The following is a 19,503-nucleotide window of genomic DNA, read 5'->3' as shown; positions in this document are numbered from 1 at the left end:
CCTTCCAATGCAAATGGTGCAAAACGACAGATCAGTTCGATTCAACATTGCTTGTCGGCGTAATCTTGAACCAAATGGCATACATGGCTGGTAGGAATACCAGTGTGAGTACCGTGCCCGCAAATGTGCCGCCGATGAGCGTGTAAGCGAGCGTCCCCCAGAAAACGGAATGGGTTAGCGGAATAAAAGCCAGGATGGCTGCCAGCGCAGTCAGGATCACGGGACGGGAACGCTGCACAGTTGCCTCGACCACCGCACGGAAGGGATCCAAGCCAGCCTGCTTGTTATGCTGGATCTGGCCGATCAGGATCAGCGTGTTGCGCATCAGGATGCCTGATAGGGCAATGAGTCCGACCAGTGCATTGATACCGAATGGCTGCTGGAACACGATGAGTGTCGGTACCACTCCGATCAGCCCCAGCGGGCTGGTCAGAAATACCATGACCATCGCCGAAATCGAGCGCACCTGAAAAATGATGATAAGCAGCGTGGCCGCCAGCATGATAGGGAACAACGGCAGCATGGCGGTCGTTGCCTTGCCCGATTCCTCGATGGAGCCGGCCTGTTCGATCCTGTAGCCAGCCGGCAGCTTGTCGATGATAGGCTGAAGCTGCTTTGTAATAGCACTGGACACGTCCGGGGGCTGCAAGCCATCGGCGATGTCGCCGCGCACGGTGATGGTCGGCGTCCGGTCGCGTCGCCGGATGATCGGTTCTTCAGCGCGCACATCGACCTTGCCTACCTGCGACAGCGGGATGCGTTGCCCGCTTGCCCCTGTCAACGTAAAGTCCATGAGTTTGGCTGGATCAAAACGATTGTCTCCTGCAGAACGGGCCACCACGTGCACCGTGCGGATATCTTCACGCACAGAAGTCAATGGCACACCGCTCAGCAGGAATTGCAGTTGCTGTGCCACCGCGCTGGAGGTCAAGCCAACGGCTTGCAGACGATCCTGCTGCAAGGTGAAGTGCAGTGCAGGCGTGCGCGTACCCCAGTCATTATTGACGGTGCGCATCATTGGACTGACTTCCATGGCCCGCTGCACATCCGCCGCGATGTTGCGTAACTTATCAGGATCCGGGCCGGATATCCGGTAAGCGACTGGGAACGGTGAGTAAGGACCAAATACCAGCTGAGTGACACGCACCCGCGCTTCCGGCGCGAGCCCTCCGGCAATCACCTCGCGCAGCCGCTGCTTCAAAGCGTCACGCTCGTCCTGGCTATCGGTACGGACGACGATCTTTGCAAACGACGGATCAGGCATCTCGGGCCCCATGGCCAGATAGAAACGCGGCGCGCCCTGGCCGATATAGGCAGTGACGATCTTTGCTTCCGCCTGTTTGGCCAGCCATGCTTCGACCTTCGCCGTGGCGGTGCTGGTCTGTACGATCGACGTGCCATAAGGCATCTGCACCTCGACCAGGACTTCGGGGCGGTCCGAGATGGGGAAAAACTGCTTCTTGACGACCGCCATACCCAGCACGGCCATGGCGAACAGGCCCACCACGGCACCCGCCACCAGCCATTTGCGCGTGATGACGCGCTTGAGCAACTGGCGGAAGCGGTTGTACCGCGGACTGTCGTAGAGCGCGTCGTGGCCACCCTCGACCCGCTTCAACTCGGGCAGCAGTTTGACGCCAAGGTAAGGCGTAAATACCACCGCGACGACCCACGATGCAATCAGGGCAATCCCCACGATCCAGAACATATTGCTGGTGTATTCGCCGGCGGTCGAACGCGCAAAGCCATTCGGCATAAAGCCGACCGCTGTGACCAGCGTGCCCGAAAGCATCGGCGCAGCAGTATGGCGCCACGCATAGGCCGATGCTGCGATGCGGCTGTAGCCCTCTTCCATCTTCACTACCATCATTTCAATGGCAATAATGGCATCGTCAACCAGCAGGCCCAGCCCCAGGATCAAGGAGCCCAGCGTAATGCGGTCGAAATTCTTGCCGGTAGCGGCCATCACGATGAAAACGACCGCCAAGGTCAGCGGCACGGCCGCAGCAACCACGATCCCCACTCGCCAGCCCATGCTGATGAAGCACACCACCATGACTACCAGCAACGCGGCAAAGAACTTAACCATGAACTCATCGACCGACGAGCCGATGTTGACGGCCTGGTCTGTGACCTTGCTCAAGCCCATTCCCAGCGGCAGCTCCGCATTGATCGCGCCAACTTCCCTCTCCAGGGACTTGCCAAGGTCGAGTCCATTCCAGCCGTCCCGCATGACAATGCCAAGCAATAGCGCAGGTTCTCCGCCGTTGCGTATCATAAATGTCGCCGGGTCTTCGTAGCCGCGCTTGATCGTGGCAATCTCCGACAGTTTTATGGTGCGCCCCTGCGCTACGACCGGCATGTCGCGGATTTTCTGCAATTCATCGAAAGCACCATCCAGGCGTATGAACACTTGTGGTCCCTTGGTTTCCACTGAGCCGGCCGGCGTCAGGGCATTCTGGCTATTCAGCGCCGCAAATACTTGCTGGGGACTGATGCCGAGCGTTGCCAGACGCGCATGCGAAAACTCGACATAGATACGTTCGGACTGCTCACCGACAATGTTGACCTTTTTAACGCCCGGGACATGCAACAGACGTTGCCGCAACGTCTCAGCGTCGCGTACCAGCAAGCGTTGCGGCTCGCCCTTGGCCTTCAGTGCAAACAAGGCAAAAGTGACGTCCGCATATTCGTCGTTGACCATCGGTCCGATCACGCCTGGCGGCAAGTTGCCTGCCTCATCACCGACTTTCTTGCGCGCTTGATAAAACTGCTCCTGCACTTCCGCCGGCGGTGTGCGATCGAGCAGCGTCAGCGTTGTGAATGCCAGGCCTGGCCTGGTGTAGGTCTCGCTACGGTCGTACCAGCGTAATTCCTGCAGGCGCTTCTCGATTTTTTCGGCGACCTGATCTTGCATTTCTTGTGCGGTGGCGCCTGGCCAGGCACTCACAATCGTCATGACCTTGACCGTGAAGGCAGGATCTTCCGCTCTGCCAAGCTTTAAAAAGGAAACAATCCCAGCCAATGCGATCAGGAAAATCAGGAACAGGGTAACGGAGCGCTCGCGCACGGCGAGTGCCGACAGATTGAAACGGCCGGTGCTCATGGGCGCGCTCCTGCCGTCGTGGCCGATTGATCAGCTACGCGTACCTGCGCACCTTCGTGCAGCAGGTGCGTGCCAAGCGCAACGATCTTGTCACCTTGCTTGAGCTGCGCAGCAATCCCCGCCTCGTTGTCACCCAAGCTGCGGACCGTTACCGGCCGCCAGCTTACCTTTGCGGGCTGCCCCTGGATAAGCCAGACTCCCGGCCCTTTCCCCGCATCGTACAGTGCACTGATTGGCACCGACATGCCCCCTTGTTTGGCGGATGGCGTTTCCGGTATTTGTATGGTGACGGTGGCGCCCAACGGCGCACTATCAAGCTCGCCGTCCAGCACATAGCGTGCCTCGAACGTACGGGTCTGCCGGTCCGCGGCATCCGATAGCTGCCGCAATTTGGCCGGTACGGCAGCGCCATCCCTGCCAAACAGTGTGGCCAGCCCTGCTGAGCCGATTGCAGGGCGCAACGTTTCCGGCAACTGGATCAGCGCTTCGCGGCGTCCCGCATGGGCCACGCGCACCACAGGCTGCCCTGCGGCCACGACTTGGCCGGACTCGGCCAATGTTTCCATGACGAGGCCATCGGCGTCCGCCAGCAGCTCTGTGTAACGACTGGCGTTACGGGCCGCTTCGGCTTGAGCTTCGGCAGCATTGAGTTGGGCTTGGGCCGCCGCTGCGGCTGCCGCGACCTGGTCATAAGCAGACACTGAGATCGCGCCAGTTCCGCGCAAATCGCGATAGCGCTCTTCTTCCTGCGCCGTTTGCTGTGCCCTGGCGCGCGCAGCGGTCACCGCCTCCTGCTGGGCATGTGCGGCAAGCCGCAGATCCACGGGGTCGATGCGCATCAGCACCTGTCCGCGCTTTACCGCTTGCCCTGTATCCACGAGGCGCTCCAGCACCTTGCCGGCGACCCGGAAACCCAGATCGCTTTGCACGCGGGCAGCAACGATGCCGCTGAATGTCCGGGACACAGCCGTCGCATCCCGGACGCTTGCAACCCGCACGAGCGGGGCTTCGTTACGTGGATCAGATTGCTTCTTTTCACCGCAGGCGATCAATGCCAACGGCAATACAGAGATGACGACAGAGAGAGCGAATCGATGACGCGGCATAGAAATCCCGTAAAAAAACTGAACAGGATTTCATTTTGATACCAGTGACCAATTAAGTCAACGGTCACGTATTAAAGCGTGACTATCTTGACAAGCTGCGCAGTACCAGACTGGATAATTGAGCGGGTGCGTCCTGGGCATGGTCGAGGCTGTACTGCAACAGCAAGGGATTAAGATAAGGTCGCATGACCAGGTAAATCGCATTCACCGCCTCGTCGAGCGGGGTCTTCCTTTCAAAATCATCAGTTTCACGCCCTTGGCGCAGCACTTCCTGCAGCATGTGCTGGATACGAACCTCGTAGGCCCGCACCGATTCCCAGTGCTCGATAGCGGCCGAGGCTGCAATATCGTATAGCTTGCGATCATCGAAGAACAGTCGTTGGCTAGACTCAACGATCACTTTGAACATGCGCCGTAGCTTCTCAGGTGCACGTTCAACGCTGTCAACGGCAACTCTGACATCGGCTTCGATTTCACCCAGGCAATTTGCGCAGATCAGCTCTCCGATGGCCTGTTTGGATTCAAAGAACTTGTAGATGTAAGCCTTGGAAAAACCGATGGACTTGGCGAGGTCTGACACCGTCGTTTTTTCGTAGCCGTATAACCGAAAGTGCGCCTTGGCAGCGGAGATGATCTGATCCCGAACCTCATGATCGACGGGGCCTCGGGCAGAACCCGGAATGGTGGTTGCTTTATTCATGCCCGATAGCTTAACCCTAGTTGTAGATTTGCACAAATAGTGACCATATCGTGATATAGTCACAAAAACTGCTTTTCTTTCTCTTTCGTGGGAGGGTCACATGTTACTCAAACGTACTTTCTTTATGTTCGCAGTCGCCTGTGGTACGACCGGGTGCGCTGTCGGACCTGATTACACTCGGTCAGAAACGCATCTGCCAGAACGATACCTGGGGCAAGCGGCAATCAAGCAAAGGCATGCCAATGCCGCCGCCGATCTTTCCACGTGGTGGGAGGGTTTCGGCGATCCCCAGCTCAACCGCCTGGTCGCGCTTGCATTGGAGCAGAATCTGGACCTGGCGCAGGCAACCGCCCGCGTTACCCAGGCACGCGCGGGACTCGGGGCAACAAATGCCGCGCTCCTTCCCTCTGGCACCCTGAATGCGCAAGGGGCCCGGGCCTACTCGTCGGTAGAAACCTCTCTAGGGCAGGTTCTCAACGCGCAGCCGAATTTTGATCGCTATGGAAATGCTTACGAGGCCAACCTCGGGATCGGCTGGGAGCTCGATATATTTGGTGGCTTGCGTCGCGAACGGGAAGCCGCGCTTGCCGAGTATCAGGCTTCAGAAGCCGGCGTGGCAGCGACCCGCTTGACAGTAGCGGCGCAGACTGCCGACATTTACATGAGCATTCGCGGACTGCAAACCCGCCTGGCTATCGCACGCAGCCAGGTCAGGACGCAGCAAGAGTTATTGGCGACGATGAATCTGCTGTATAGGAAGGGCCTGGCGGCCGAACTTCAAGTGCGGCAAGTCGAGGGTGCGCTGGCCCAAGTGAGTGCAGCGGTACCTGTACTCGAAGCAGGACTGGAGACCGCCATGAATGCAATGGACGTAATGCTTGGCACACCACCGGGCACGCATAGAGAAGAGCTGGCGACGGCACGCCCTCTTCCGGCGGCTCCGCAGATTGCGCACGCAGGATCCCCCGGCGATTTGCTCCGCCGCCGTCCAGATCTGATCGTGGCGGAACGCCGCCTCGCTGCATCGAGTGCACGTATCGGCATGGCCGTCTCCGAGTATTACCCGAAGCTGTCCTTAAGTGGAATGATCGGCAGCGCAACATCGCTCTCCAGTGGCCATCTTTTCACCGGTGGCGCCAGCCAGAGCGCCGCAGTGCTGGGATTGCGCTGGCGCCTGTTCGATTTCGGCCGCATCAATGCACAAATTGATCTGACCAAAGGTCAGGAGGCCGAGGCGCTGGCCGCTTATCGGCTCGCCGTGCTGCGTGCTACCGAAGACGTTGAGAACGCGTGCTCCGTATTGATCAAACGTGAAGATCAAGCAAGCATACTCACCAACGGCGTGGTATCGCTTGGTCGAGCCAGGGATGCCTCCTTTACGGCATACCGAAAAGGAGTCGTCAATCTTATCGAAGTCCTGCATGCCGACGAGGGATTGCTACGCGCGTCGGATATGCAGGCGCAAGCGCAGACCGAATCCGCGCGCGCAGTGGTCGCGGCATTCAAGGCGCTCGGTGGAGGCTGGCAACCCCAGTTATTCAAAGCGGTGGCAATTCGATGATGCAATACTTGCCATTGGTAACGGCAAAAAGAGGCGCGGATCTGGGTGCCCTGTTCGGCGTGCGGTGCGCCCCGATACAGCAACCTGGTACGATGACAAGATCTCGCATAGACGGAAAAATAACGCTTGTCGGATGCATGGTGTGCGATCTCGTAGCTGCAGGCTTCAACGACGAGATCGGGTTTGATCTGTCAATCCTCCTTGCCCGGCAGAGACTTCTGCCGCGTTTTAGCAAAAGCCGGTCTTTGAATCGCCACCAGTAGCTCATGCAAGGAGCTCTACTGTTGCATGATGGATCTTCTTCATGCAACAGTCATAGAGAAGCGCAAGAGCGACGCGACGGTGCGTGGCAGTGGCGTGTCGAGGGAGATCGGGCGGCAACGCGATCTTCCAATCATCTGAATGATCCCACCGGAAACAGATGTTCAGCCATGAAATCAACGAACGCCCGGACTCTGGGCAACACTTGCCGATTGGACGGCCACAATAGCCAAAAGGTACTGGACGAACCGGCCCATTCGTCCAGCACCGTCACCAGCTCTCCGCGATCCAGGGCCGGCCTGACCGCGAAATCCGGCAGGTAGGCAATGCCGTGGCCCTGGATGGCCATATGCCGCAGGGTCTCAAGGTGATTGCTGGTCATGCTTGCTGCGGGGCGTATGTCGACGTCCTCGTCGTCGCGCCGCAGGCGCCATTTTTCCAGCAGGCCGGTACTTGGGATGCGATGCAGCAGGCAAGCGTGCCGGGCGACGTCCTCGGGCCGTTCGGGCGTGCCGCGCCGCTCAAAATAGCGTGGTGCGCCCACGCAGACAAAGCAGCTGGTCCCCAGGCGCTTGCTCATCAGGCGGGAATCGCTCAAGTCTCCAGTGCGCACTACCGCATCGAAACCTTCATCCACGACGTCCACCAGCCGGTCGCTGAAATCCAGGTCGAGTTCGATCTGCGGGTAGTGGCTGGCAAAGGCCGACAACACCGGCCACATCAATCCGCTGACCAGCGGCAGGCTCAACCGCAGTCGGCCTTGCGGGCTTGACGTCGTGCTGGCCAGTTCACTCTCGGCCGCCGCGATTTCGGAAAGGATACGCCGGCAACGGTCGAGGAACAGCGCGCCTTCCGCTGTGAGGCTCACGCTGCGAGTACTGCGCTGGAACAGGCGCACGCCAAACTTCTGCTCCAGCCGTGCTACGCCCTTACTGACCGCCGACGCGGAGATACCCAAACGCTGTCCCGCGGCCGCGAAGCTGCGCAATTCGGCGACCTGCACAAAGATCGCCATGCCGCTGTGGCTATCCATTCCACTCTCCAATTAATGACCAATCAGTCATGTTAGTCATTATATCTGCACTATTTTTCCCTGAATAGTTCCATTGTATCCTCAGTTATACAGTAGGGCCGTCGCGGCATTGCCGCCACAGCCATGAATCCGAGAGCCTGAGTCACTCTAGGAGGAAGCCAGGAGTGACTCGCCATCGTTAAGGAATACCCGATGAGTACCACCACCATCGCATCTGCGTCGGACGCAAGGGTGCATAAGACCCCGCTGATCGTGACTGGCTGCCTGACCGCTGCGGTCATTCCGTTGAGCATTGCCAGCCCCGCTGTGGTCGTTCCCTCGATCAACCAGGCGCTTGGCGGCAGCGCGGTCGAACTGACCTGGATCATCAACGCCTACATCCTGACCTACGGCAGTGCGACGCTGGCCGCAGGCAGCCTGGCCGACACCTATGGGCGCAAGCGGGTCTGGCTGTCCGGGATGCTGTTGTTCGCCTTGATAACGGCGGCGATTCCCCTCATGCCATCCGTGTTCTGGATCGACATCCTGCGACTCATCCAGGGCCTGGGCGCGGCAGCAGCCTTTGCGGGCGCGATGGCTGCGCTGACACAGGAGTTCGATGGACACGCCCGCACGCGCGTATTCAGCCTGATCGGTACGACATTCGGCGCTGGAGCGGCATTCGGCCCATTTATGGCCGGACTGCTGATCGACACTCTGGGATGGCAATGGGTGTTCTTTCTGCCGGCGCTCGTCGCCATGCTGGCATCCGCACTCATTGCACCATTTGCCCGCGAGACGCGCGACCCCGACGCCACGGGACTGGACTGGTCCGGCGCCATCAGCTTTACCTCCGGTCTGGCCCTGCTGACCTATGGCATCATTCTTGCCCCCGAGCGAGGTTGGAGCCATGCCTGGGTCCTGGCTTGCCTGGCGAGCGCCCTCATGTTGCTGGCCGCCTTTGTCGTCATCGAACGCCGGCAGACCAAGCCCATGCTCGACCTGTTTCTGTTCGCCAATGCCCGGTTCGTCGGAGTGCAGGTGCTGGCGATTGCGCCGGCCTATGCGTACATCGTGCTGCTGGTCATGCTGCCAGCCCGATTCATCGGGGTCGAAGGATACAGCGCACTGGCAGCCGGGCAAATGATGATTGCATTGTCCGCGCCGCTGCTAGTGGTGCCCTTCTTTGCCGGCCTGCTGGCGCGCTGGATCAACGTTGGCGTGCTGTCTGGCATTGGCCTCGCCATTGCGGCAGCCGGACTTGCCTGGTTGGGGGTGACGCTATCCGGCGATGCGCAAAGCGCACGTTTGCTGGCGATGCTGATGATTGGCATCGGCATCGGCCTGCCTTGGGGGTTGATGGATGGTTTGGCCGTGAGCGTTGTTCCCAAGGAACGGGCAGGCATGGCGGCCGGAATCTTCAATGCGGTACGCCTGGCCGGCGACGGGATGGCCATCGCCGCCGTGGGGGCCATGATGTCCGCTAACATTCTCTCTGGGCTGGTGGCTTCGATGCCGAATGGCACATCAGGGCAAGTGGCGAATGCCGACCTGGTCGAAGCATCGAACCGGTTGGCGATGAGCGATCTACGCCATGCCCTGGTGCATTTGCCGACGGTTGGACAGTCGTTGCTGTTGCAGGTATACGAAGGTGCATTCCGTGTTCAGCTTCTTGTCCTGGCGGGTGCTGCGGCAGCGACGGCGATCCTGGTGCTCGTGCTGTTGGGCAGCGTAAGACGGGATGACTGATCGCCATGGAATTGAGACATTTATGTCGACTCCTGGCCGCCGCTGAAGCACTACACTTCGCCCGCGCCGCCAAGCGGCTACACGTCGAGCAAGCGCCGCTGTCGCGTGCCATAACGGAGCTGGGAGAAGAACTGGGCGTGGTGCCGCTCACCCGCACCACGCGCAGTACACGGCTGACTCGCGCGGACAACCTGTTCCTCGATCATGTGCCGCGCGTCTTCGCCGCCTTGCAGCAGGCACGCAATAGCCTAACAGCGGCGGCAAACGGCTTCCATGGCCAGTTGCGCATCACGTTGTCCGACGGCATCACGCCGTCGCGCTTGAATTGCCACCAGTAGCTTAGACTCTTCTGATCCATGGTTCTCGGACGATGAAAAACCGATGGATCGTATTGAGCCTCTGGGCGCCCTGCCAGGCTCCTGGTGTGCTATCTCGTAGCTGCCTGATCCAACGATGAGATCGGATCTGGTCTGTCTATTTCCCCTGCCCTGCAGACACTCCTGCAGCGTTCAAGCAAGAGTTGCTTGGGCTTCGGCGCGTTCTGCACTAACGTTCCCATGGCAAAATGCCTCGTGACGGTAATCTCGGGTTCCGCGGGGCACAGCGCCATTGATTCGGTTCCTCTTTCGCATCATTTCCACTAAGCAACGATGCATTTAAGTTAAAGTGTTGCGTTGCTGATGATTGAATCCGCAGCCAGGAGCAGACATTCGGCTATTCGGCCGCGCTCTTCAACTCGATTTTCATTTTGAGCCGCTCCCGACTCCTTCCAACCGCACCTGCATGAATTCCAGCAAAGCCCGAACCCGCGCAGTCACGGAATGCCGATGGCTGTACACGCCAAGCAATTGCAGCGGCGCAGGGATCAAGTCCAGCGGCACCTCCTGCAATCGGCCTGCGGCAAGATCTTCCTGGCATGGATAAGCCGCCACTATCGCGAAGCCGATGCCTTGCCGCGCGCCCGCCAATGCCAGTTCTCCGCTGTTAACACGATAGCGGCTACGCACGGATACCTTCACGATTTCGCCTGTGGCGTCGAGAAACTGCCAGGGCTGGCCCTTTAACGCGCTCAAGGTGGTAATGCAAGGCAATGACCTAAGTTCGCGCACTTGGCGCGGTATCCCGGTTTTGGCTAGCAGGGCGGGCGCCGCAACCACGATGCTGGGCAGCGTAGCGAGTTCGCGGGTGATGAAGGTACTGTCGTCCTGGCGCCCACGATGGAAGACGATGGACAGGTCCATGTCTTCCCGGAGAGCTTCGAGACCGGTCAGGCGCGTATCGCATTCCAGCTCGACGCCGGGATGGAGGCTGCAGAATTCGGCCAGGATAGGAGCTAGCAGCCTTGGCGCTTCGCCTGGCATGCACATCCTCAGGGTGCCGCGCAGTTCACGCTGCACTGCGCCAAGCTCTTCCTCGGTGGAGAGTAAGGCGTCGAGCAAGGGTTTTGCGCGTTCGTAGAGTAGCCTGCCAGCTTCCGTCATACGCAGATGGCGGGTGCTGCGTTCCAGCAGGCGGACGCCCAACATGCGTTCCAGCGTGGCGACGTGGCGGCTGACGTTAGAAGATGGCAGGGTCAGCAGGCGGGCCGCACCGGCAAAGCTTTGTTCATCGACGACCGCCACGTAGACACGGACGGCATTCAGGTCGAGGGCATTGCGCATTATTATCCCGATTAAGGTATGAAATCTACCCATTTTCACATACTAGTGTTCCACAGTGGCGGAATCTAAGATGCCGTCTCGTCCGATGGATCGCCGCCGGCGGCGCGTCGGGACGGATTGAATAGGAGAGCTTCAGCATGGAAATCGGAATACTTGGCGGCGGCATTGCAGGGTTGAGCGTGGCGCTTGCCTTGAGCAAGCGGGGGTACAGTCCCCGCGTATATGAGCGCCGGGCGGGGCCTGCGACGATGGGGGCTGGCGTTACGCTCTGGCCCAACGCCGGCTTTGTGCTAGAGGAACTGGGGCTGCTGCAAGACATCGCTGCAGTGGGAGGCCGGCCAGTGGCCATGCACCGCCAGGATGCCGCGGGCAATTCTTTGGGGGGCATCGATATTGCGCTGCTAGACCAGATTATGGGACATCCGACCCATACGATTTTGCGCCGGGACTTGCAGGCGATACTGTTGGATCATGCAGCACAGGCCGGGATCCCGGTAGAGTTCGGGCATCAGGCGGTGGCGATCGACCTCGATGCTAGCGGCAAAGCCGTGGCGCGGTTCGAAAACGGGGTAAGCATTCGTCCGGATCTGCTGATCGGCGCCGATGGCCGCATGGACTCGGTGGCGCGCGCGTTCGTCGCGGGGGACAACACCCCAGTTTATCAGGGCTTTGTAAACTGGGTGGGTGTGGCGCAGGCGGAGAGTGCACTGGTGGACGATATCGCGATTCAGGATTTTTGGGGTTCGGGTGATCGCTTCGGTTGCGTGGCGGTCCGGCCGGATTTGGTCTACTGGGCGGCGGCGCAGGCACGGCCATTGCCGGGGGCTGCGCCCGCAGCGGATATGCGAAAGGAGATTGAGGATCTGCTCGCGGGATGGCCGGAGCCTGTCACCCGCATCATCCAGGCGACACCGGCGCATGCCATCCGACTGATTGCCGTGCACGACTTGGAGCCGCTGCGCACGTGGAGCCGGGCCAATGTGCTGCTCGTGGGGGATGCGGCGCATGCGCCGTTGCCGACATCTGGCCAGGGCGCCTGTCAGGCGCTGGAAGACGCCTGGCATCTGGCGCGGTGCCTGGTTGGGACGGACGGCTGCCTCGATGCAGCCTTGCTGCGCTTCGCGGAGATCCGCGGGCCGAAGACCGCGAAGCTGGCCGAGCAGGGTCGCGTTTTCGCGCGGGGTCTGTTTGCCACTGATCCTGAAACCTGCCGCATTCGCAATGAGCGCGCCAAGGCGTCCGATCCCTTGCGTGACGTGCATGCCTTGGCAGCCGGATGGGCGCAGGGTTTGCCGATGGCCGGCTGCACGGACGGCACGCCGGTGGACAGCGTTGGCTCCGGCAGTCTGTACCGCCTCTGAAAGACTGTGCCGATGTAGACACCGCAGGGCGTCTCCGGCCGCGAGACGCCTCACTACCGAGCGAACCGGGCATTTTCGGACTGAATCGCCATCAGTAGCTTAGGCTCTCCTGATCCATACTTCTTGAAAGATGAAAACCCGATGGATCGTGTTATAGCCTGCGTGTCCTGTTAGGCACCTGGTGCGCATTCTCGTAGTTGCCTCATCTAACGACGAGATCAGGTCTGGCCTGTCTATCTCCCCTGCCCTGCTGAGACTCCTGCCGTGCGCTAGCACCAGCCCCCGTGAGCTTCGGCGGGTTCCTGCATTAACACTCCCGCGGCAAAATGCTTTGCGACGGCAATCTCGGGTTCCTCTGGGCACAGCGCCATTGATTCGGTTTTTCTTTCGCATCATTTCCACTCTGCAATGATGCATTTAAGTTAAGGTGTTGCGTTGATAGATTGAATCCGCAGGCGGCACCCGCCAACGACGGTAACCGGCCAAAAGCTGACTGACGTGAACTGAGTGGTTAGACGGGGAGAAGCAGACCTTAGATTTTACGGCGCAAGATCTCCGACGTGCATTTCCCCCTCACTTTTAAGGTGTGCTAAAGTCCATCACCTCATTGTTCGGCTATCACTACTTCAAGAAAAATATGGGCTACACGATTCCAATAGGACAGATTGTTAATTATCTGCCCGAAGCAATGAAGGATTTCCACGCGTACGGTTACGAATATATCGACAACCGTCAGTTCGCCTTGAAACCCGAATTTGTGCTTGGATCTGCAGCCAAGGCTGCGCCTTACATTGAACAAGCCAAGACATCCTTTCTTGAAATAGGCTGGGCCGGCGACGGCGACGTCGAATTGCTCTGGGTTCCGCCGTTCGCGTTTCCGTTAGCATTACGGGTTCCTCCAGTTGGGATCGCTGTCTGGCACGTCAAGCAATCCGAAGATGGTATTTCCTATCTACTTTCTCCAATCGAACTACCATTCGAGGAATTTGGATATGCTAACGGCTGAACATAGTGTTCCGCCGCCGCCTTCGGCACGACTGAATACAGACGTTACGCGCTATTGAGATAAGTAGACGATATGTCTCCCAGTTCGCTTCGGGGCGACTTTCGATCATAGCTAATCGGCCCGAAACGGCCATTCGTAGCAGCGTGATAATGTGTGAAATTTTCTGATTGGCAATCGGCTATGCTCTGGTGCCGCTACCGGCCAGAGGCGGTCATACGCGTTCTATTCTAAAACCGAAGCCTTGCAAGGAAACACTTGGATTTCACAGAACTTGCTTTTAAGAGGATCGATGGATCCTGGATAAAGACGCTCGACTACGTCGATTGGGCAAATGAGTTACTGGAAGGCGGTTGTGATGCACCTAGCATTTGGGAACTCGCTGTGTGCCGCTGGGACGACTACGTCGATTCGGATCAAGTTGAACGATTATTTCAGTCATCCATAAACGAACTAAGATTGGAACTGCCGAGCGACTGGTACAGCGCTCTATGTACTTACTCTAGTAGCATTTGCCAAAAGATGCTACAAGGCCTACTTATGCCTTGGGAATGCGTGCAAGAAATGCTAACAATTTCTGATGACTACAATGAACCTTATATCCACTGGATCTGGCTGGATCTCGTAAACGACCTCGATCCAGCAAAAGCTCAAACCGACTGCATAAAATTTAACGGAGCGCTTGACCTAAATAAACCCGATGAGTGCATCCAGACAGTCGCTCAGCAATTCGTTTTCCTCTGTTCTGTATCTCTACCTGAAAGATTTCCGTGGATCTGGCGCTGCGAAATGTGCCAGGCACTTAGCGAGGAAAACACATTTACGCAAACGAAGACCTGCACCTGTACCCGCTGTGGGGGCATCGCTACAATGAAAAATATGCGATTTTTCGAAAATCGAGCCGCATTGCTGAAAAGTCTCGGCGGTGGCGAAAAAGCCGGCGCAAAATGTTGAGCTGTGTCCGCTTTGGGGCGGAAGCGAACGGTGCCATTGAATCGCCGCCAGTAGCTTTGACTTTCCTGATCCTTGGTTCTTGAAAGATGAAAGCCGATGGATCGTGTTAGGAGCCTGGGTGTTCTGCCACACTTCGGGTGTGCGATCTCGTAGCTGCCTGATCCAACGAGGAGATCGGGTTTGACTTGTCTATCCCCCTTGCCCTGCAGCGACAAACGCCGCGCTGAAGCAAAAGCTGCTTGAACTTCGGCGGGTTCCTGTACGAACGCGCCCAGGAAAGCTGAGGTTTGGTCGGGTGCCGGCTTCGACTTGGCAAGTCGCATGGCCGGTGGTTTCGCTGCCACGCTCGTCCCACGCGTGTGGGCGTCGTTCCGATGCGCCGGTAATGTGCTCGCGGGCATCGAGCTCATGCACATGTTCCGCAAGGGTCAGTTCGCAATGGATCGCACAGTAAAGATGCCGTTCGCCGACCAATTTTATGCGCGGGCAGGAAAAGTCCGTCCAGTTTGAGGGGAGAAGTGCCATGCAGGGATAACTTTGCCCTCTGATCAACAACGCGACAGAACCTTTAGCGGTCCCGACGCGGCAACCTATGACGTTGACGCCATTTCAGATACCCGAGATCTCGGTTGTTATGTCCAGCCCTGAGCCAGTTGGTCCAGTGCTCTCAACAAAGCCAACGATGCCGCAATTTCAAAGCTTCCTTCGTTCGAATCGATGGCATGTGATGACCCATCTACTATCCGAATCAGGAGACCTTCCGTGCTGTATGTACCAAACCTTGCGTGAGGCTGGAATTGTGCCTCGATGCCTCTGTAAACCGCTGCCTTAAATTCCTCAGGGATCCTTGTAGACGAGACTTCCCGTGCGAATGAAAGCGCCGTTTGCGCCGGTTCGACTGACAGGATTACGTGACCGTAGCGATGCATGCCGCCAGCTTGCCGGACGATTAGCCCTTCTCCACGCAGTGGACCTTCAATCTCAAATCTCTTCATTGTTTAGTCACCATCGCCGTTTCCGCCGCTCTGCAAAAGACCGCTCCTGGCCGTAAGCAACGTCATCATCACAAAGCGGAGTCTTCCGGGTTAACGGTCCAAAATGAACTGCCCGAATGACTACGGTCGATGAAGTAGTGATGGTTCCTTCGCTTTATAGCGTCTATCGCAGCAATTGCGTCCTCTACAGTCTTCACATCGGCGTGTTTTAGCAATTCATTAAGATGAGGAATCGCATCAGCACGCAAGGAGTATGCACAGATACCACATGCTCGATAGCGAACTAGGGTCGCTTTGTCTTTAAGAGCCCGAATACCCAGTTCGAATGCAGTCTGTGAAATGCGTGCAAAACGAATCGCATGAAAGACGAGAGCAACGCGGCCTTGCGCTTTTTTTGTACTGTCAAAGGCATCAGCCAAGAACGGCACAACGTCTATACCCAGGGGGCGCAACAGCGTCCAAGCTGCCTCTTGGTCGAGTGCGCTTGTTGTGTCCAACTTCTTTACTAATTCCCTTATTTGCAAATTATCCATGGGCTTCATCGCATATGTATATCGAGTGGCTGCTCTTGGCCGATTGCCGCTGTTGGTAGGTTCCGCTCCAGACCGGACCTTTGATACTAGACTTATCTAGACTTCCATTCCCTTGGGATCGGGACGGAGCGTCGCGCGATTGAATCTCTGCCGGCCTCGATGATCGCTAGCATATTTTGAACGGCTATCTCAAGTTCATCTTGGTTGCAAAAATACTCGGAAAGCTTACCGGCGACTACATATGAAGAACAGTTAAAACCAACTTCGATATCGTTGAACCAGATTACCCTGCTGCCGATGACCGCCACAACCCAAAAGCCGCCGCCAACTGTGCCATAGGTTTGCTGGGCCCACTTCTCAGGAGGAATTTTGAAGGCTTCCCACAGGCGGAGTACCTGAGGACCCATTCGGCCTTCCGCACTTATGATCTTATCCCATCATTCTGTCTCTGAAATCGGTTCCCAATCCATTATCTCTCCAATGACTGCTTCTGGCCGGTTGCCGGTGTTCATGTGCGACAGATTCCCTCCCAAAGCAGAAGAATATATCGCCACGGCCATTAGGCGAGTACCGTCTGCGGCGCATGGCTCGCTTGCCAGGTCATCGGTGCAACGCATTATAGTCATCAGATATCGAAAACTTGCGAAGGGGAAATGCTATCATTGTTTATATCCAACGTGATAAAAAACCATGATCGTCTCGGAAAGTGGTTACATTAAAAATATTCCCCCTAAAATCTATGCGTCTTGTTTCCAAACTCACTATTGTCACTCTTTTGGTTATGCTTACAGGATGTGTCTCTGTTCCCGTATGGGAGAGCGACGTTGCGACGCTCGACAAGAAAGGGAAAGGACTCACAATTTCTGAGGTCGATAAGGTGTTGGGTCGGTCAAGTGTTCTTGCGTCAAGAATATTTGACGTAGAGGGAGCGACTTATACGTTGCGGCATTACGAAATTAGCGAGCCAACCGGTCAGGTGGCATCAAGTTACAAATGCGAGAAAAACGGCACTGGTTGCGTGACCAGTTATTTCCCTGAGTACAAATTGGCGCCGTTTTCCATGGTCTTTGTTGGTATTTCCCCTAAGTTAGTAGCTTGGGGAAAATTGGATGACCTGTCCAAAAGCACTGATCCCCAGGTGATTGCTGTTTTGCGACAGCTGAAACGTTCCTACGCTGAATATGAGCTGTTACGATCTAACCCAGGAGTCCGCTGCAAACTTCAGAATGATGGATACTGCTTAATGCACGATAAATAGGACTGACAGCGATACACAACAACGACTGCTTCTGCTCGATTGCGGAACTATAGTAGTGTCCGCGCCAGACTCGAAGCGAACGTTGTATAGCTAGGGGTTAGCGCATTTGACACCGCGAAGACGGAGCAGGCCGCGCACCTTTGCTAGAAGATGAGTCGTCAGCGATGATCGTTCCATCGGTTGCATAAGCATGGCTACCGCAAGCGCGACAATACAAAACGATTCCGCGCTCGATGGCATACGTTCTGAGCGAAGGCTGTGCGAAGAAATCGGCATGAATCTGGCTTACCGTTAGTTCCGCCGGTTGGGTCTGCAGGATAAGGTGCCGGATGACTCAAGTTTTTCCAAAAATAGACACGGCCGCTTTCGCGATCACGATGCATTTCGCCAGCTATTCGATGCGGTTCTTCGACGTTGCATCGCAGCAGGCCTGGTACAGGGCGAAGGGTTTGCAAGCAACGCCAGCATGATCAAGGCTGACGCCCAGCGGCAACGTTCCCGTTCAGGCGATTCCGCTATCGATTGGGGTGACCCTGAGCAGGCAAGTCGACCGGTGCGAGAATATCTGGCAGCTCTGGAGCAAGCTAATCCAGTGCTGCCCAAAAGAATCTCGCTGACGGATCCGTCTGCAACCTGGACTGCCGCTGCAGGCCGGCTATTTTTGCTTACTCAACAAATTACCTGATCGATTTGAAAGCGGGAATGATTGTCGATGTCGAGGCATCAGCCGTGAACAAGCTCGCCGAGGTCGAAGCGACCAAAACGATGATCAACCGGGTTGAGGAAAAATTCGCTATCAAGCCGCAGCGATTGGTGGGCGATACGAATTACGGTGTGGCTGCAATGTTGGGATGGCTGGTCGATGAAAAGAAGATCGCCCCGCACGTTCCTGCATGGGATAAATCCGAGCATCGCGACGGCACGTTCAGCCGTACCGATTTCATCTTCTAGAGATCGGAAAAAGGTCGAGATGCTATTTGCCCACCTCAAACGCATCCTTCACTACGTACAATTTTCCTGTACATTTATTGCATTGTGACGAGTCTTGACCAAGAGTTTTTCAACGCAATAGGCCGATAGAGGGCAATCAGAATAGCGCAGTGTACGAGGCCGTTGTTGAGAAAGCTAGTAAGAGGAATGTAAGGCGTTCTAAGGCAGCTTGACATGAAAACGGCCGCAGAAAGCGGCCGTATTGTTGAGGCTAGGCGGTGGGAGAAAAATCCCATTGCCCCAAGTTTGCCCCAAGTTTGTATTTTGATAGAATGCGAAATCCCAAGTCATTGAATACAAACGAAAATTTTGGTGGGAAGTGCAAGTTTCGAACTTGCGACCCCTGCAGTGTGAATGCAGTGCTCTACCCCTGAGCTAACCTCCCGAAGCGAGGCGAATTATCGCATAGGTGTTGCGGCATCTGCAAGGGCTGGCGGCAGGAAATTTGTCGCGCTCCGCATTTTTGTCAGGCGGCCGCTGGCGGCGCCATGACGGCGGTCCAGATGCACTGGCCTTTCGCGGCCTTGTCCAGGCCGGCGATGGTGGCTTCGTGGGCGGCCAGTTCGTCGGCGCTGGCGCTCTGGAAGATGACTTCGGCCAGAGGCACGATTTCCAGGGCGGCGCCGTCGGCCGCCACTTCCACTTCCTCTTCCATGCTGAGGCTGTTTTGCCCGCGCGTCATGGCCAGGTAGACGTCGGCCAGCAATTCCGAGTCGAGCAGCGCGCCGTGCAGCTTGCGGTGGGCGTTCGAGACGCCGTAGCGGTCGCACAGGGCGTCGAGCGAATTGCGCTTGCCCGGATGCATTTCCTTCGCCTGCACCAGGGTATCGATCACGCCATGCACTTGTTCATGCACGGGCGGCAGGTTCAGGCGCTTGAATTCGGCGTTGAGGAAGCCGATATCGAACGGCGCGTTATGGATGATCAGTTCGGCGCCGGCGATATAGGCACGGAATTCCTCGGCGATTTCCGCAAATTTCGGTTTGTCGCTCAGAAATTCGGTCGTCAAGCCGTGGACGGCCAGCGCACCCTCTTCCGAATCGCGCTCGGGATTGATGTAGTGGTGGAAATTATTCCCCGTCAACATGCGATTGTTCATCTCGACCCCCCCGATCTCCAGGATGCGGTCACCCGTACGTGGGTTCAGGCCGGTGGTTTCAGTATCGAGAACAATTTGACGCATGGGGGATTCAGTCTTAAAAGCAAAAAGCGAAGCGCACAGTATAACAAACCTGCGTATCGTAATCGAACCA

General features: G+C 57.2%; 15 protein-coding genes, 1 tRNA gene and 3 pseudogenes. 9 read left to right on the top strand and 10 right to left on the bottom strand.

All coding sequences use genetic code 11. The annotated features are described in order from the left end of the window. Nucleotides 1-31 precede the first annotated feature (31 nt). The 3 genes from O0880_RS10410 to O0880_RS10400 all read right to left on the bottom strand — a co-directional run bounded on the left by O0880_RS10410 (nucleotide 32) and on the right by O0880_RS10400 (nucleotide 4,912). Nucleotides 32-3,106, bottom strand: coding sequence for an efflux RND transporter permease subunit (locus O0880_RS10410; RefSeq protein WP_289886346.1), 3,075 nt, complete (start codon nucleotides 3,104-3,106; stop codon nucleotides 32-34). Then, nucleotides 3,103-4,212, bottom strand: coding sequence for an efflux RND transporter periplasmic adaptor subunit (locus O0880_RS10405; protein WP_289886345.1), 1,110 nt, complete (start codon nucleotides 4,210-4,212; stop codon nucleotides 3,103-3,105). Before O0880_RS10405 ends, O0880_RS10410 begins: the two co-directional genes overlap by 4 nt. An 82-nt stretch (nucleotides 4,213-4,294) precedes the next feature. Further along, entirely contained in the window at nucleotides 4,295-4,912 is a 618-nt protein-coding gene (locus O0880_RS10400; protein ID WP_289886344.1) for a TetR/AcrR family transcriptional regulator, read from the bottom strand. A gap of 100 nt (nucleotides 4,913-5,012) precedes the next feature. Here O0880_RS10400 and O0880_RS10395 point away from each other — a divergent pair, with 100 nt between their 5' ends. After that, nucleotides 5,013-6,473 (top strand): TolC family protein, encoded by a 1,461-nt coding sequence (locus tag O0880_RS10395; protein ID WP_289886343.1) that lies wholly within the window; start codon nucleotides 5,013-5,015, stop codon nucleotides 6,471-6,473. 394 nt (nucleotides 6,474-6,867) lie between these two features. Here the strand turns inward: O0880_RS10395 and O0880_RS10390 are convergent, their stop codons facing one another. Further along, nucleotides 6,868-7,767: a LysR family transcriptional regulator gene (locus O0880_RS10390; RefSeq protein ID WP_289886341.1), complete on the bottom strand. Its 900-nt coding sequence runs from the start codon at nucleotides 7,765-7,767 to the stop codon at nucleotides 6,868-6,870. Between the two features lie 192 nt (nucleotides 7,768-7,959). Here O0880_RS10390 and O0880_RS10385 point away from each other — a divergent pair, with 192 nt between their 5' ends. Further along, nucleotides 7,960-9,495, top strand: a complete 1,536-nt coding sequence (locus O0880_RS10385; RefSeq protein WP_289886339.1) for an MFS transporter — start codon at nucleotides 7,960-7,962, stop codon at nucleotides 9,493-9,495. A 5-nt stretch (nucleotides 9,496-9,500) separates the two neighbouring features. Next, nucleotides 9,501-9,818 (top strand): annotated as a pseudogene (locus O0880_RS10380) (LysR family transcriptional regulator); the annotation flags it as partial. A gap of 420 nt (nucleotides 9,819-10,238) precedes the next feature. Here the strand turns inward: O0880_RS10380 and O0880_RS10375 are convergent. Further along, nucleotides 10,239-11,156: a LysR family transcriptional regulator gene (locus tag O0880_RS10375; protein WP_289886338.1), complete on the bottom strand. Its 918-nt coding sequence runs from the start codon at nucleotides 11,154-11,156 to the stop codon at nucleotides 10,239-10,241. 137 nt (nucleotides 11,157-11,293) lie between these two features. Between O0880_RS10375 and O0880_RS10370 the strand changes: the two genes are divergently transcribed. From O0880_RS10370 to O0880_RS10355, 4 genes and pseudogenes are all read left to right on the top strand, one after another. Continuing rightward, nucleotides 11,294-12,517: an FAD-dependent monooxygenase gene (locus O0880_RS10370; protein WP_289886335.1), complete on the top strand. Its 1,224-nt coding sequence runs from the start codon at nucleotides 11,294-11,296 to the stop codon at nucleotides 12,515-12,517. Nucleotides 12,518-13,154: 637 nt separating this feature from the next. Then, complete coding sequence (locus O0880_RS10365) at nucleotides 13,155-13,523, top strand: hypothetical protein (protein WP_289886334.1); 369 nt, start codon at nucleotides 13,155-13,157, stop codon at nucleotides 13,521-13,523. A gap of 255 nt (nucleotides 13,524-13,778) precedes the next feature. Beyond that, complete coding sequence (locus O0880_RS10360; protein ID WP_289886333.1) at nucleotides 13,779-14,474, top strand: hypothetical protein; 696 nt, start codon at nucleotides 13,779-13,781, stop codon at nucleotides 14,472-14,474. Between the two features lie 369 nt (nucleotides 14,475-14,843). Next, nucleotides 14,844-14,984 (top strand): annotated as a pseudogene (locus tag O0880_RS10355) (IS6 family transposase); the annotation flags it as partial. A gap of 122 nt (nucleotides 14,985-15,106) precedes the next feature. Here the strand turns inward: O0880_RS10355 and O0880_RS28105 are convergent. From O0880_RS28105 to O0880_RS10345, 3 genes are all read right to left on the bottom strand, one after another. Then, nucleotides 15,107-15,469, bottom strand: coding sequence for a hypothetical protein (locus O0880_RS28105; protein ID WP_354669882.1), 363 nt, complete (start codon nucleotides 15,467-15,469; stop codon nucleotides 15,107-15,109). A gap of 68 nt (nucleotides 15,470-15,537) precedes the next feature. After that, nucleotides 15,538-16,002 (bottom strand): hypothetical protein, encoded by a 465-nt coding sequence (locus O0880_RS10350; protein WP_289886331.1) that lies wholly within the window; start codon nucleotides 16,000-16,002, stop codon nucleotides 15,538-15,540. A gap of 92 nt (nucleotides 16,003-16,094) precedes the next feature. Beyond that, entirely contained in the window at nucleotides 16,095-16,409 is a 315-nt protein-coding gene (locus O0880_RS10345) for a hypothetical protein (RefSeq protein ID WP_289886329.1), read from the bottom strand. Nucleotides 16,410-16,708: 299 nt separating this feature from the next. Between O0880_RS10345 and O0880_RS10340 the strand changes: the two genes are divergently transcribed. Then, nucleotides 16,709-17,260: a hypothetical protein gene (locus O0880_RS10340; protein WP_289886327.1), complete on the top strand. Its 552-nt coding sequence runs from the start codon at nucleotides 16,709-16,711 to the stop codon at nucleotides 17,258-17,260. Between the two features lie 235 nt (nucleotides 17,261-17,495). Next, nucleotides 17,496-18,202: pseudogene (locus O0880_RS10335) on the top strand (transposase); the annotation flags it as partial. A gap of 358 nt (nucleotides 18,203-18,560) precedes the next feature. Here O0880_RS10335 and O0880_RS10330 read toward each other — a convergent pair. Beyond that, nucleotides 18,561-18,635 (bottom strand) — tRNA-Val (locus O0880_RS10330). 81 nt (nucleotides 18,636-18,716) lie between these two features. Next, nucleotides 18,717-19,433, bottom strand: coding sequence for a DNA polymerase III subunit epsilon (gene dnaQ / locus O0880_RS10325; protein WP_289886325.1), 717 nt, complete (start codon nucleotides 19,431-19,433; stop codon nucleotides 18,717-18,719). Between the last annotated feature and the right edge of the window lie 70 nt (nucleotides 19,434-19,503).

The sequence above is a fragment of the Janthinobacterium sp. SUN118 genome (assembly GCF_030397695.1).
Taxonomy (GTDB): Bacteria; Pseudomonadota; Gammaproteobacteria; order Burkholderiales; family Burkholderiaceae_D; genus Janthinobacterium.
This window is presented reverse-complemented; position numbering and strand designations above follow the sequence as displayed.